Source organism: Williamsia sp. M5A3_1d, assembly GCF_053345315.1.
Map to the genome: position 1 here is coordinate 413,225 of NZ_JBKEZX010000001.1, position 12,749 is coordinate 425,973.

15 protein-coding genes are annotated in these 12,749 nt (G+C 69.7%); 4 read left to right on the forward strand and 11 right to left on the reverse strand.

Annotated features, from left to right (window positions below):
• Positions 1 to 8: 8 nt before the first annotated feature.
• Both ACLBW1_RS02100 and ACLBW1_RS02105 read right to left on the reverse strand, forming a co-directional pair.
• Positions 9 to 1,613 (reverse strand): glycerol-3-phosphate dehydrogenase/oxidase, encoded by a 1,605-nt coding sequence (locus ACLBW1_RS02100; protein WP_447809800.1) that lies wholly within the window; start codon positions 1,611 to 1,613, stop codon positions 9 to 11.
• Positions 1,610 to 2,284 carry a TetR/AcrR family transcriptional regulator gene (locus ACLBW1_RS02105; protein WP_447809801.1) on the reverse strand — a complete coding sequence of 225 codons (675 nt, stop codon included), beginning with the start codon at positions 2,282 to 2,284 and terminating at the stop codon, positions 1,610 to 1,612. Before ACLBW1_RS02105 ends, ACLBW1_RS02100 begins: the two co-directional genes overlap by 4 nt.
• Before the next feature lie 80 nt (positions 2,285 to 2,364).
• Between ACLBW1_RS02105 and ACLBW1_RS02110 the strand changes: the two genes are divergently transcribed.
• Both ACLBW1_RS02110 and ACLBW1_RS02115 read left to right on the forward strand, forming a co-directional pair.
• The gene (locus ACLBW1_RS02110; protein ID WP_447809803.1) at positions 2,365 to 3,966 is read left to right on the forward strand and encodes an FAD-binding oxidoreductase; all 1,602 of its coding nucleotides are present in this window, start codon (positions 2,365 to 2,367) and stop codon (positions 3,964 to 3,966) included.
• Entirely contained in the window at positions 3,963 to 4,892 is a 930-nt protein-coding gene (locus ACLBW1_RS02115) for a diacylglycerol/lipid kinase family protein (RefSeq protein ID WP_447809804.1), read from the forward strand. Before ACLBW1_RS02110 ends, ACLBW1_RS02115 begins: the two co-directional genes overlap by 4 nt.
• A 157-nt stretch (positions 4,893 to 5,049) precedes the next feature.
• On the opposite strand, the gene ACLBW1_RS02120 is transcribed toward ACLBW1_RS02115, so the two are convergent.
• Together ACLBW1_RS02120 and ACLBW1_RS02125 are read right to left on the reverse strand one after the other, a co-directional pair.
• Complete coding sequence (locus ACLBW1_RS02120; protein WP_447809805.1) at positions 5,050 to 5,220, reverse strand: CsbD family protein; 171 nt, start codon at positions 5,218 to 5,220, stop codon at positions 5,050 to 5,052.
• Positions 5,221 to 5,319: 99 nt separating this feature from the next.
• Positions 5,320 to 5,859, reverse strand: a complete 540-nt coding sequence (locus ACLBW1_RS02125) for a Dps family protein (RefSeq protein ID WP_447809807.1) — start codon at positions 5,857 to 5,859, stop codon at positions 5,320 to 5,322.
• 179 nt (positions 5,860 to 6,038) lie between these two features.
• Between ACLBW1_RS02125 and ACLBW1_RS02130 the strand changes: the two genes are divergently transcribed.
• Complete coding sequence (locus ACLBW1_RS02130; RefSeq protein ID WP_447809808.1) at positions 6,039 to 6,263, forward strand: hypothetical protein; 225 nt, start codon at positions 6,039 to 6,041, stop codon at positions 6,261 to 6,263.
• Between the two features lies 1 nt (position 6,264).
• Here ACLBW1_RS02130 and ACLBW1_RS02135 read toward each other — a convergent pair whose 3' ends face one another.
• The 5 genes from ACLBW1_RS02135 to ACLBW1_RS02155 are packed head-to-tail and all read right to left on the reverse strand — an operon-like array spanning position 6,265 to position 10,058.
• The gene (locus tag ACLBW1_RS02135; RefSeq protein WP_447809809.1) at positions 6,265 to 6,891 is read right to left on the reverse strand and encodes a class I SAM-dependent DNA methyltransferase; all 627 of its coding nucleotides are present in this window, start codon (positions 6,889 to 6,891) and stop codon (positions 6,265 to 6,267) included.
• Positions 6,888 to 7,685, reverse strand: coding sequence for a PIG-L deacetylase family protein (locus tag ACLBW1_RS02140; RefSeq protein ID WP_447809810.1), 798 nt, complete (start codon positions 7,683 to 7,685; stop codon positions 6,888 to 6,890). The genes ACLBW1_RS02135 and ACLBW1_RS02140 overlap by 4 nt, the downstream gene beginning before the upstream one ends.
• Positions 7,682 to 8,656 carry an acyl-CoA dehydrogenase family protein gene (locus tag ACLBW1_RS02145; protein WP_447809811.1) on the reverse strand — a complete coding sequence of 325 codons (975 nt, stop codon included), beginning with the start codon at positions 8,654 to 8,656 and terminating at the stop codon, positions 7,682 to 7,684. The genes ACLBW1_RS02140 and ACLBW1_RS02145 overlap by 4 nt, the downstream gene beginning before the upstream one ends.
• Complete coding sequence (locus ACLBW1_RS02150) at positions 8,653 to 9,366, reverse strand: glycosyltransferase (RefSeq protein WP_447809812.1); 714 nt, start codon at positions 9,364 to 9,366, stop codon at positions 8,653 to 8,655. The genes ACLBW1_RS02145 and ACLBW1_RS02150 overlap by 4 nt, the downstream gene beginning before the upstream one ends.
• Positions 9,367 to 9,377: 11 nt before the next feature.
• A complete protein-coding gene (locus tag ACLBW1_RS02155; RefSeq protein ID WP_447809813.1) occupies positions 9,378 to 10,058 on the reverse strand; it encodes an HAD family hydrolase in 681 nt (226 codons plus the stop codon).
• 218 nt (positions 10,059 to 10,276) lie between these two features.
• On the opposite strand from ACLBW1_RS02155, the gene ACLBW1_RS02160 reads away from it, so the two are divergent.
• The gene (locus ACLBW1_RS02160) at positions 10,277 to 10,993 is read left to right on the forward strand and encodes a GAF and ANTAR domain-containing protein (protein ID WP_447809814.1); all 717 of its coding nucleotides are present in this window, start codon (positions 10,277 to 10,279) and stop codon (positions 10,991 to 10,993) included.
• Between the two features lie 21 nt (positions 10,994 to 11,014).
• Here the strand turns inward: ACLBW1_RS02160 and ACLBW1_RS02165 are convergent, their stop codons facing one another.
• Together ACLBW1_RS02165 and ACLBW1_RS02170 are read right to left on the reverse strand one after the other, a co-directional pair.
• Positions 11,015 to 11,473: a hypothetical protein gene (locus tag ACLBW1_RS02165; protein WP_447809815.1), complete on the reverse strand. Its 459-nt coding sequence runs from the start codon at positions 11,471 to 11,473 to the stop codon at positions 11,015 to 11,017.
• Positions 11,466 to 12,701 carry a DICT sensory domain-containing protein gene (locus ACLBW1_RS02170; protein WP_447809816.1) on the reverse strand — a complete coding sequence of 412 codons (1,236 nt, stop codon included), beginning with the start codon at positions 12,699 to 12,701 and terminating at the stop codon, positions 11,466 to 11,468. The genes ACLBW1_RS02165 and ACLBW1_RS02170 overlap by 8 nt, the downstream gene beginning before the upstream one ends.
• Positions 12,702 to 12,749 lie beyond the last annotated feature (48 nt).

Consider the following 12,749-nt stretch of genomic DNA (forward strand, 5'->3'; position numbering starts at 1 on the left):
GAACGCCGTCAGCCGATGTGCGCGGCGAGCACCTGATCGAGCAGATGGGTGACGGCCGGTCGCGCACGATCGGCGTCGGCGGCGACCAATCCGATGCGCGTGCGGCGATGCAGGATGTCATCGGCGTCGACCGCGCCCTCCGCGGTGATCGCGAACTCGACCTCGGCCCGCGTGACGTCGACACCCCGTGCGATCGGTCCGAGCGGCGCACTCACCGTGGCGGTCTGCACCACGCGATCGGATTCGCCGCCGAAACGCGCGATGAGCGACGCGGGAAGTCGACGGTTGCGCGGTCCGTGTGCCCCGACGAGCGGGATCGACTCGGTGACACAGGGATGGGCCTCGAGGCGCGCGCGTGCGACGGCGGCGTCGACCGCGTCGGCGGCCATGGTCCGATAGGTGGTGAGCTTGCCGCCCACCACGGTGACCAGCCCGTCGGCGGCGACGGTGACCGAGTGTTCCCGCGAGAGGTCGGCGGTCTCGCCCTCGGCCTGCAGGAGCGGCCGCAGACCGGCGAAGGTGCCGATCACATCGGCCCGCGACACCGGGCGCGCGAGGGCGGTGTTCAGGGTCGCGATGATCGAGTCGATCTCGTCGTCGGAGGCCTGCGGGACGGCGGGCACCGGGCCCGGCGCGTCGACGTCGGTGAGACCGGCGTAGACGCGGCCCAGCTGCTCGGGCAGTGCGAACACGAACCGGTTGCGGGCGCCGGGGATCGGGACGGTGAGCGCACCGGTCGGGCGCCCCAGCGTCGCGGCGTCGAACACGAGATGCGTTCCGCGACTGGGGCGCACCGTGATGGAGTGGTCGACGGTGTCCGCCCACACACCGGTCGCGTTGATCACCGAGCGTGCACGGATGTCGAGGTGGTCGCCGGTGATCCCGTCGATCACGGTGGCGCCCTGGCCGGTCACCTCGGTGGCGCGCATCCGTGTGCAGATCGCTGCACCGTGGGCGGCTGCGGTCCGAGCGATCGCGACGACGAGTCGGGCGTCGTCGATGAGCTGTCCGTCGTAGGAGCGCCATCCGCCGCGCAGTCCATCAGTCTCGACCGCAGGACACGCCGCGATCACCTCCGCGGCGGAGATGCGGGCGGGATGGGCGAGGACGTCGGCCGGTGTACGGGCACCGCGTCGCAGGAGATCGCCGACCGCGAATCCCGTTCCGACGAGGGCGCTGCCCACCGCGGCGTCGAGCCGCCCGCGCATGCCCGGCGCGGCGGTGCCGTGGCCGGCCGAGTAGGAGGGGACCACCTGGGCGACGGGCGACACGAGATGGGGCGCGATCGTCGTCATGAGGTGATGGCGCTCGACAGCACTCTCCCAGGCGATGCGGACGCGACCCGACGCGAGATAGCGGAGACCGCCGTGGACGAGTTTGCTGCTCCAGCGGCTGGTGCCGAAGGCGAGGTCCTCGGCCTCCACCAGCGCGACGGTCAGGCCACGGGACGCGGCGTCGAGAGCGACACCGACACCGGTGACGCCGCCACCGATGACCAGGACATCCCACGGCTTGCGGCGGGACTGCAGGCTCGCACGGTCGCGTCGGGCGCGTTCGGGGCCCAGGTCGGCGCTGAAGGGATGGGCGCTGAAGGGGTGGGTCGGTGCGGTCATCGTCGCTCCCCGTCCGGATCGCTTTCCCTGTCACCGTCGGTCGGGGCGTCGGCGGGGGGCGTCGGCACCGACACCGGCTCGACGGGGGTGAGGTAACCGCACAGGGCGCGCGTCAGTTCCTTCGACCAGTCGCCGCCGAGGACCGGAGCCACGACCGAACGTGACTGGATCGCCGACTGGGTGATGAGGAGGACCATCGCACCGAGGCGCATCGAGTCACCGGCGCGGACGGCGCCCACCTGTTGGGCCCGGGTGATCCGACTGTCGAGGATGTCGAGGACACCCCGCTGGCTCGCCCCGAGCCGCTGGAACACGTACGGCGCCATGAGATCGGGCTGTCGTTGCAGGAGCGAGGAGAACAGCAGGTCCTCGCTCAGGCCGACGGCCGCGCCCACGATGCCGTCGACGAGGGCGGCGAGCACCTCCGGCGGACTCGAATCCGGCGCGGTGGCGATCGCGGCGTCGACGGCCACGACGTGGTCGGTCATGAGGCTCGTCATGTCGCGGGTGAGCAGATCCCGGATCACCGCGCTCACCTCGGGCCATCGACGGTAGACGGTCGGTCGACTGACACCGGCCTCGCGAGCCACCTCGGCGAGGGTCAGCTTGCGACCGGATCCGCGGACGAGACAGCGACGTGCCGCATCGAGGACGTCGTTCCTAGTTGACATGTTGTGTAAAACTGTAACGCATGATTGCGCCGCCGTCTGCTGCTCGTGCCCACGGATCGCCACGGATCGAGGTGCCGCCGATGCAGTGGAACGCCTGGGGGACCGCCGCGGAGGCGACCACCCTCTCGCCGGCCATCCTCGATCTCGTGCGCAGCGCACTCGGGGTTAGTGGCGAACCGCGACCGACACCCGCGATCGACGAGGTCACCGTCGCACCGACCCGCGTGACCGACGACGACCTCGCCGCTCTCGCCGACATCGTGGGGGCGGGCTGCGTCTCGGTGGATCCGCAGGATCGCCTTCGGCGCGCCGGCGGCAAGAGCACCCCCGATCTGCTGCGTCGCACCGCGACCGCACAGGACGCACCCGACGCGGTCGTCGCCCCCGGATCCGACGACGAGATCGCCGCGATCCTCGCCTGGTGCGCACAGGCCGATGTCGCGGTGGTCGCCTTCGGCGGCGGGACGAGCGTCGTCGGTGGACTGGACCCGGACGCCGGGCGGCACCGGGCCGTCATCTCGCTCGATCTGAACCGCTTCGATTCGCTCATCGACCTCGACACGACCTCGGGGATCGCGGTGCTCGGTGCCGGTGTCTCCGGGCCACGCGCCGAGGAACTGCTCACCGAACGCGGCTTCTCCCTCGGCCATTTCCCCCAGAGCTTCGAGTTCGCCACCATCGGCGGATTCGCGGCGACCCGCTCGTCGGGTCAGGACTCGGCCGGATATGGACGGTTCGACGACATGGTCGTCGGGCTCACCGCGATCACCCCGAGAGGGACCCTCCGCCTCGGCCCGGTGGCGAAATCGGCCGCCGGCCCCGACCTGCGACAGATGCTGCTCGGTTCGGAGGGCACCCTCGGGATCATCACCGCGGTCGCGCTGCGGGTACATCCGACACCGACCCACGCCGTGAACGAGGCGTGGCACTTCGCGAGCTTCGCCGAGGGGGCCGCCGCGGTGCGCGCGGTCGTGCAGCGCGGGACGGGCCCGACGGTGCTCCGGCTGTCCGACGAGACCGAGACCGGGGTCAACCTCGCCAGCCCCGGAGCAATCGGGGTCGCCGACGACGCCGTCGCCGGTGGCGTCCTCGCCATCACCCGATTCGAGGGTGACGCCGCGCTGTGCGCAGCGCGGCGCGACCTCACCGCGGAGACGCTTCTGACCGCGGGCGGCACCTCGATGGGTGCCGCACCCGCCGACGCGTGGGAGCACGGCCGGTTCCGCGCCCCCTACCTGCGCGACGCACTGCTGGCGATCGGCGTCGGATGCGAGACCCTCGAGACCGCGACCACCTGGACGAAGGTCCCCGCGCTGCGGGAGGCGGTGGTCGCGGCGCTGACCACCGCACTGTCGCGACCTGCTGTGGGGCTGCCGGACGGGTCGCCGGCACTGGTGATGTGCCACATCTCGCACACCTATCCGACCGGTGCGTCCCTCTACTTCACGGTCGTCTACCGGATGGGCGACGACCCGCTGGCCCAGTGGGCCGCAGCGAAGGCCGACGCCTGCGCGGCCATCGTCGAGGCGGGCGCCACCATCACCCACCACCACGCCGTCGGCGCCGACCACCGTCCCTACCTGTCGGCGGAGATCGGCGATGTCGGGGTGGAGATACTGCGCGCGATGAAGGTCGCACTCGACCCCTCCGGCGTGCTCAACCCCGGGACGCTGATCCCGTGACCTCCGCCCACCGCGGGCCGGTGTCGTCGGTCGTCGCGCTGGTGAACCCGACGTCGCGCAACGGGGCGGCGATGGCGACCGCTCGCGAGGCGATCGCAGCCATGACCGCGCGTGGGATGACCGTGGACGCGCGGTCGGGATCCTCGGCCGCCGACGCCGCGCTGATCGCCCGCGAGGCGGTGACGCAGGCCGCGGACCCGACGTCGGGTCTCGACGCGGTCGTCGTGATCGGCGGCGACGGCACCATCGGTCCGGTGCTCGACGCAGCGCGCGGGACGCATGTTCGCGTGGGCCTGATACCGGCCGGGACCGGTAACGACCATGCGCGCGCCCTGGAGATCCCGACACGGGACATCGACGGTGCGATCGACATCATCGCCTCAGGTCACAGCCGTCGCTGCGACCTCGCACGACTCACCGTCGGCGCGACGACGAGCACCTTCGGCACGGTGGCGGCGATCGGCCTCGACGCCGCCGTCACCGAACGCGCGGTCGGGATGGCGCACCCACGGGGGCAGGCGCGGTACGCACTTGCCGCCGTCGCCGAGATCGCGGCCCTGCGGCCCCGGCGGTTCCGGGTGACCGTCGACGGGATCGTGCACGAGATGGATCTGGTGATGGCCTCGGTGGGCAACACGCCGAGTTACGGCGGCGGGATGCGTATCTGCCCTCAGGCGCGCATCGACGACGGCCTGCTCGACGTCACCCTGGTGGAGCACACCTCACGACGTCGACTGCTGCGCCTGTTCCCGACGATCTACCGCGGGACACACGTCACGCACCGCGGGGTGCACACCCTGCGGGCGACGACCGTCACGGTCGAGGCGGCCGAGCCCACACCGGTCTCCGCCGACGGTGAGCTGCTCGGCGTGACACCGGTCACAATCGAGATCGACGCATCCGCAATGGATTTCCTCAGCCCCTGAACCTGAGTTCTCCACAGGCTCTGCAGCGGTTTATCCCCACTGTCCACAGGTGTTCTGTGGATAAGTGATGACACGTGCTGGCCGCCAACGATTTCGACCCGGAGACGACGAAACCCGAACCGTCACAGACGATTCGGGTTTCGTTGGTCAGCCTGTGTCAGCTGAGCTTGTCCTTGACGTTCTCGCCGACCTTCTTCACGCCGGCCGAACCCTGATCCTTCTTGCCCTCGGCCTCGAGATCCTTGTTGTCGGTGACGTCACCGACGACCTCCTTGGCCTTGCCGATCGCATCTTCAGCGGCGTTCTTGGCCTTGTCGACAATCCCCATGAAAATCTCCTGTCGTCACCCCGAACTGATGTCGGGGTCTTCGTGGACCATGCGCCGGCGGCACACGGGTACAACGTGAGCGACTACTGAAGTCGCAGGTCAGCGTGCCTGATCGGCGGCGGCCTTCTCGCTGGTGGCGCCGGCGGTGGCGAGCTCTCCGGTGTAGCTCTCCAGGTGCGCGCGCACGAACCAGTGGAACTTCTCGAGCTCGGCGGTCTGTCCGATGAGGATGTCCTCGGTGACCGGGTCGAGCTTGCCGGTGGTCTCGATCGCGTCGCGGTGCGAGGTGATGAACCCGACGTAGACGAGGTCGAGAGCACCGAGATGCGCCTGGACGGTGTCGCGACCGAGGCTGTAGTCGTCCCAGCTGCGGTTGGCCTCGATGGCCTTCGCGGTGCCCTTGGGCGAGTCGCCCAGGGTGGCGATGCGCTCGGCCAGGGTGTCGGCGTATCCGCGCACCAGTTCCACCTGCGGGTCGATCATCTCGTGCACGCCGATGAAGTTCGTTCCGACGACGTTCCAGTGCACGTGCTTGAGGGTGAGGTGCAGGTCGTTGAGCGCGCTCAACCGTTCCTGCAGCGTCGCGACCACGGTCGCAGCGCTGTCAGCGGTCAGTCCGGGTGTGGTGAAAGAAGCCATGTCTTCGACGGTAGGTCGCGATATCGGGCTTGCCCACCGCTGGGCCAGATCGCAACCAGACCGATTCGACGATCACGAAACGATAACGCACCGTTGTGATGCGACCGTGATCATTCCGAGTCCGGACTGTGATGACTCGGGATGCGGGGCTGCTACCCGCGCCTGTCAGCGTAGGTCTCATGAACGAGCAGACCACCATGGTCGACGACATCGACAGACGCCGGGCGACCCGCCGCGAATGGCGGTCGATCAACGCCGTCGTGATAATGCTCGCGCTCCTGACCTGCCTTTTCGTGATCGCCCTGCCGATGCTGGGGTCGTTGGCGCTCGCCGGCGCCGTGCTCGGACTGTTCGCCGGCGCAGGCCTCGCGACCATCTTCGTGCTCTCCCGCGTGCAGGACTGACTCAGCCGGACCGCGTGTCACCAGCTCCCGGCGCGAGGCCGTCGCGCACAGCCACCGATTCCGTCCCCGCCGGTTCGAAGATCTCGATGATCACGTCGGCGTCGCGGTAGCCACCCGTCGCAGGGGAGAGCACCTCGATCAGACGGCGGTGGATCTCGTCCCCCGACCATCGGTGTTCGGGAACCGGGTGCCGCCAGTCGACCGCGACGACCGTGGCGCCGGCGACGTACTGGTTTCGGATCCACCCCAACGCCCGCGTCAGCGGTTCGGCGTCGAGGTAGTAGAGGACCTCACTGGCGACCACGAGGTCGTAGGTCTCGTTCGGGGTCCACGTGTTCAGGTCGGCGACCTCGAACCGCACCCGCTCGGCCTCGGCGGTCAGTCGACGGCGGGCGATGTCGATGCCTCGTGGATGCAGTTCGACGCAGTGGATGCGATCGACGCGGCCCAGCAGCTGCTCGGTGAGTGCGCCCGTCGACGATCCCAGTTCGAGGGCGCGGGCGAAACGTGGCCGTGGGAGGACGGCGACGGTGAGATCACGCTTGCGCCGCTCGTAGAAGTGGTCGTCGAAACCCCAGGGGTCATCCGACCGCGCGTACATGCGGTCGAAGTAGGCTGGATCGGTCACGTGAAGAACACTTCGGTGCGCCCGGTCAGGCGGTCGAGGATGTGTGGCGGCAACACCGCACGGTCAGCGGGGTCGGTGGACAGATCGAGGACCTGGCTGGTGAACGCCGCGACCGCCCGCATCTTCGCGGCGTGTGCGTCGTCGGCGAGGGAATGTGCGCGGGCCCGTTCCCACGGCACGGCGGGGTCGCCGAGATCGGCCCAGTGCCACATCCACACCGGATACTCGGCGAACACCGACCCCGTACGCACCGCCGCGGTGGCCGCGGCCCACCCGGCCGCCTCGTGATCGGGATGCCGGTCACCGCGCCAGGGCGCGACAACCAGGTCGTGACCGCCGAGGATCCCGATGGCGTCGATCACCGCATCCTCCAATTCGGCGAGGTAGTCGGCGAGTTCACCGTCGGGCAGGCCCAGATGCAGCACATGCCCGACCCCCACCTCGGACATCGCGGCGTCCAGCTCGGCTCGCCGGATCCGCCGCAGGTCGTCGGGCGACACCGTCGGGGAACCGGGATGCGACGCCGCGCCGTCGGACAGACACATCACCGTGACCCCGCCGCCCGCAGCGATCCGCTCGGCCATCAACCCACCCGCACCCAGGATCTCGTCGTCGGGGTGGGCGGCGACCACCAGCATCTGCGTCGGCGTGGCGAGTTCGAAGGCGGGTAGTGCGGTCGACGCGAGCCACTCCCGCCACTGCGCCGCGGTGGCCATCCCGTTTTCCGGGAATCCGGTGTCGTCGGAGCCGGTGTGGTCGTCGCCCCGGCCACGCGCGGGATCGGCGCCGCTCACAGTTGTTCACCCGCGTCGATGTCGGCGCACAGCCGGCCGAGCGCGACAAGGTCACGCTCGGCGTGCGATTGCCGGATGTAGACGGTGAGGTCGGCGACCGCGCCCGCGTGGCCGGCGTCGGCGACCAGGGGCCCCGGCCCGCGGCTCCGACCGGCGCGGTCGATGATCTCGGCCGCCACCGACTCGATGTGTGCGCGCACCCGTAGCGCGAGCACCTGAGCGGCCTGCGTGTCGTCGGGTGCCGCGTCGATGGCGGCCGCGGCGGCGGCGAGCACGGCCTCGCCGGTGAAGAGTGCCACCTCCACCGCACCGCGATGCATCAGCGCGATGTCGTCGTCGCGACCGTGGTCGAGCACGGCCTCCGCCACCCGTTGCGCGCCGCCGAACCAGCATGCCGCGACACCGATGGCCCCGTGCCAAAAGCCCGATCGGCCGAAATACGCGTCGGCGTCGGCGACGAGAACCGCCGGTGTCTCGTCGAACGAGACGGCGTGAGTTTCGGTGTCACGCATACCGGCCGCATGCCAGTCATCCTCTCCGACAACGATTCCCGGGGAGTCCAGATCGACCGCGAGCAGTACGCGACGTCCGTCGTGCCATGCGGTGACCACGGCGTGCGTGCACCCGGTCGCCCCGGAACACCAGTGCTTGGTGCCTGACAGCACCCACGAGTCCGACCCGTTGGACCGCGGCCGCGCCGCGAGCGCCGGTGGTGGTCCCTCGGCGGCCCACACACCCCACAGCTCACCCGCCGCAGGCACAGCGCCGCCCAGGTCGTGGAGGATCGCCTCGGCATCGACGTGGGCCTCGAGCAGGCGGCCGGTGGAGATGTCGGTGCGCGCGGCGGCGCTCAGCGCGCGCAGTCGGTCGAGCGTGTGTCCGTGACCGGGTAGCGGCATGGTCGGGCCAACGGTCTCGGCCAGACGCCTCGCCCGAGGTGCGGCCTCACCGCTCGTCATCGTGGAGGTCATCCCGCCACCGCGCGCGGGGCATCGTCGAGAATCGACTCGCCGGCGCCGAGGAGGGTGGGAAGGGTGGTCGCGAAGCCCGCGGGCACACGGCCGCGGACGCGGGTGGAGGTGAACACCGGTGCCGCCGCACTCCACGCGATCCGGTGACGCGCCTGCACCATCCGGTGCACCAGATCGACGTCCTCGTCGTGGGTCAACGGCGCGAACCCGCCCAATGCGCCGTAGACCGAGGCCCGTACCCCGAGGTTGGCGCCGTGGATGTGCCGGTGGTCGTCGCGGTCGGTGTACTGCGCGGCGAACCGCTGCGCGGCGTCGTGCGGCCACTGCGCCCAGTCGATGGGTGCGATGGTGCCGACGACGGCGTCTGCCCCGGCATCGGCGAGGCGGAGGTGACTCGCCAGCCACTCGGCGGGGACCCGGGAGTCGGCGTCGGTGGTCGCGAACCACACATCGGGATCGGTGGGGAAGCCGATGAAGCCGGTGGCGCGGGCGACGCCGACGTTCCGGGCGCCGACGGTGCGCACCTCGACGTGGGCGCCCGGGATCGTGGCGGTCCCGTCGTCGCAGGCGTCGGCGACCACCACCACCTGCACCGGTACCCGCACCTGCGCGGCCGCGCGATCGATCGCCGCGAGTGCATCGGGGAGGTCGTCACATTCATCGTGCGCCGGGACCACCACGACGCATCGCGACACGGGCAGGGGCGGCATCGTGCCGTGTCTCATGAGCGCACACCGGCGACGAGGATCCCGCTCGCCAGGACCTCCGCGGCATCGCGATACACCGCAGCCGCGCCCGCCTGCAGCAGTTCACCGCGGCCCACACCACCGCTGAGGACCCCGACGCCGCGCACCCCGCGATCGCTCGCAGCGATGAAATCCCACGTGGCGTCGCCGATCATCACCGCATCCGACGCGCCGACGCCGGCGCGGTCGAGCGCGATCCCCACGATGGTCGAATCCGGCTTGGCCGTGTCGACGTCGGCGCCCGAGGTCACGGCGCCGACGATGTCGTCCACGTCGAGCAGCGAACGGAGCAGCGACAGTTCGTGTTCGGGGGCCGACGTCGCCAACACGACGACCATCCCGTGGTCGGCGACCGAACGCACGAGATCGCGCGCGCCGGGCAACACGGTGAGCTGATCGGATCGATCGGCGTAAGCACGGTCATGGGCCTCCGACAGGCTCGACGGGAGATCATCGGAGCCGGTGTCGCCACCGGCGACCTCGATCAGCTCCGAGACCAGGATCGACCCGTCTTTGCCGATTCGGCGATGAATCTCCCAGTGCGGCAACAACATCTGATGCCGGGCGAAGGCGTCGCGCCACGCGTCGACATGTGCGTACACGGAATCGACCAGGGTGCCGTCGATGTCGAAGAGGACCGCGCGTCGATCACTCACGAGCGGGGATCCGCACGATGGGGCGCCGATTGCGTTGACACAACGCTGATTTGGGGAATGACAGAGCGCATGGGTACAGGCCTCCGAGGGGATATCGAGACAGACGACAACCACCCGAGGACTTCAGGCTCGCTGACCCGAGTCAGACCAGTGACGTTGGGGTGTCAACACCGCTCGACGCCCCACCGTGCAACAATGCCGGGCAAGGAGGCCCCACCATGGCTGAGAAGACCGATACGAGCATGCTTCTCGCGCTGGCAGAGCTGGCGCGGGCGCTCGAAGAGAACAGCGAGGACAGCGAGCGATCGCTGTTGCAGTCGGTGACGGAGAGCGCACTGCACCTCGTGCCGGGGACCGACCACTGCGGTATCACCCTGGTCGAGAAGGGAGCGATCAATTCGGTGGCCCCCACCGACGAGACCGCCGCCCGGGTCGACGCCATCCAGCACGACCAGGCGCAGGGACCCTGTCTCGACGCCGCGTGGGCCGACCACGTCGTCCGTGTACCCGATTACGACTCCGAGACACGGTGGCCGTTGTTCACCTCCGCGGTGCGATCCCAGACCCCGGTTCGTTCGACGCTGTCGTTCCAGCTCTATCGCGGCGACGCCGCGATGGGTGCACTCAATCTGTACGCCGACACTGCAGACGTGTTCGACGAGGAGGCCGAGGAGGTCGGTCTGGCGGTCGCCACCCACGCCTCGCTGGCCCTGTTCTCGGCACGCCGTGACGGGCAGTTCGCCAGCGCCTTGGCGAGCCGCGACACCATCGGTCAGGCCAAGGGGATCGTGATGGAGCGCTTCGACGTCGACGCGGTGCAGGCGTGGGAGCTGATGCGCAAACTCTCCCAGGACGCGAACATCAAGGTCGCCGAACTCGCGCGCAAACTGATCGACGCCGACCATCCCACAAAGCACCGAGACCTGCTGAACTGATGTCTCGGCCGCCGGTGCGGGTCAGCTCGGTCGGGCCTCGTGACCGGGTCGGCCGTGGGTGCGGCGACTCTCCTTCATCTCCGACTCCATGACATGACGTCGGCCGTCGAGGAGCTCGTCGCGCGTGCGCCTCTCGAAGTCCTTCACCGCCGAGTAGTAACCGTCGTCGAACTCCTCGACGAGCTGGAAGGTCCAACGGCCGGGAAAGGTGTTGCGCCCGACGATCTCTCGTCGCATGTCCGCGGCCAGATCGTCGTGACCGGCCTCGGCGAGCATGTCCGCGGCCTCGCCGAACAGCAGGTCGGCGTGGCCCGACATCTGGTGTGCCTCGTAGAGATGGCCACGCACCCGTTCGACCCATTCGAGAGCCTCGGTGACCTTGCCCGCGGCCTGCACCGTCGCGTCCGACACCCCGACGGGTCGACGGTGTTCGTCACCGGCGGGCAGATCGCTGCCCTTCGCGGACGTCGGATCAGACAACCGTGAACCGGCTGAGGATCGAGTGCACCGCCTGCGTCACGGTCATGCGGTCGTAGGTCTGTACGAAATCGAAGGTGCGCTCGAGGTCGGGACCCTCGTCATGCAGATCACGCGCGGCGAGCAGCGCGCAGAAGTGCGGTCCGAGGACCGCGACGTTCCATTCGTCGGCCATGGGATCGTCGGGGTCGAGCGGCGCGTGCTGCACGTTCCCGTCGATCATGTTGGCCAATCCGACGCCGTACACGCCGGCCAGACCGGTCTTGTCGGCCAGATCTTTCCAACGCTTCGCGGTGAGCAGCGTGAAGAACTTCGCGTGCTGGAAGGTACCGAGGACCACGACGGCGGCACCGGCGGCCGACGCCTGGGCCTCCAACGACTTGCTCATCTCGATGAGCAGATGCTTGGTCCCGCGGCGCGGGTGATGCACCGCCGAACCGATGGCGTACGGCGTCGTCGGCCCGGCGTCGGGGGTCGACCACACCGGCGCCTCGGGCAGGGGCACGACCGCCTCGTCACCGAACTCCGCGGGATCGTCGACCGGGGGGTAGAGATCGCCCAGGCCGTAGGTGGCGCCGACGGTCAGTGCGGCCATCTTGAGCGCGATCGAATCGACACCCTCGGCGATCACGACCGCATGACTACGTTCCACGTGCGCGGCCAGGGCGTGCGCGAGCCGCGCCATGTCGGGTTCGGTGGTTCGGGTGAGCAGCTCGGGTCCGGTGATGATGACGTCGGGCTCGATGAGCGCGAGCATCGTGATGGCGTATTCGCTGACGCCGAGCCCGTCGACGCAGATGACACGACCCGCGCGACGCGCCGCGGCCACCTTGGCCATGGTGCGTTGCGGACTGTGGAGCATCTCGTCGGGCTGCACCGAGACCGCGAGCCGCTCGAGGGTCGGCTCGAGGTCGTCGTCGTCGAGCGAATCGAGATCGACCGTGACGAGGAGCGGGAGGATGTCGGCGATCGTCTGTGCCTGCTCGGTGGCGGCGAAGGCGAACTTGTGATTGTCGAGGATGTGCTCCTGCTGCATGAGGCGCGCAGCATGCCGGAGAGATTCCGCGGTGCTGAGAGCCGAGCCCGCCGGACCGCGCACCTGCAGCTCTGCCGCGGCGAGAGCGCCGTCGGTGAGCCGACGTACGGGCGCGAACTGCACAGAGACCTCCAACGCCCCGACGAAGGAATCCTCGTCTTGTACCGAGCGTACCGGTCGTGAGTCGGTGGACATGCGCCTCACCGACCCATGGTCGGGGGTGTGCAGGTGAAGACCGAGAGA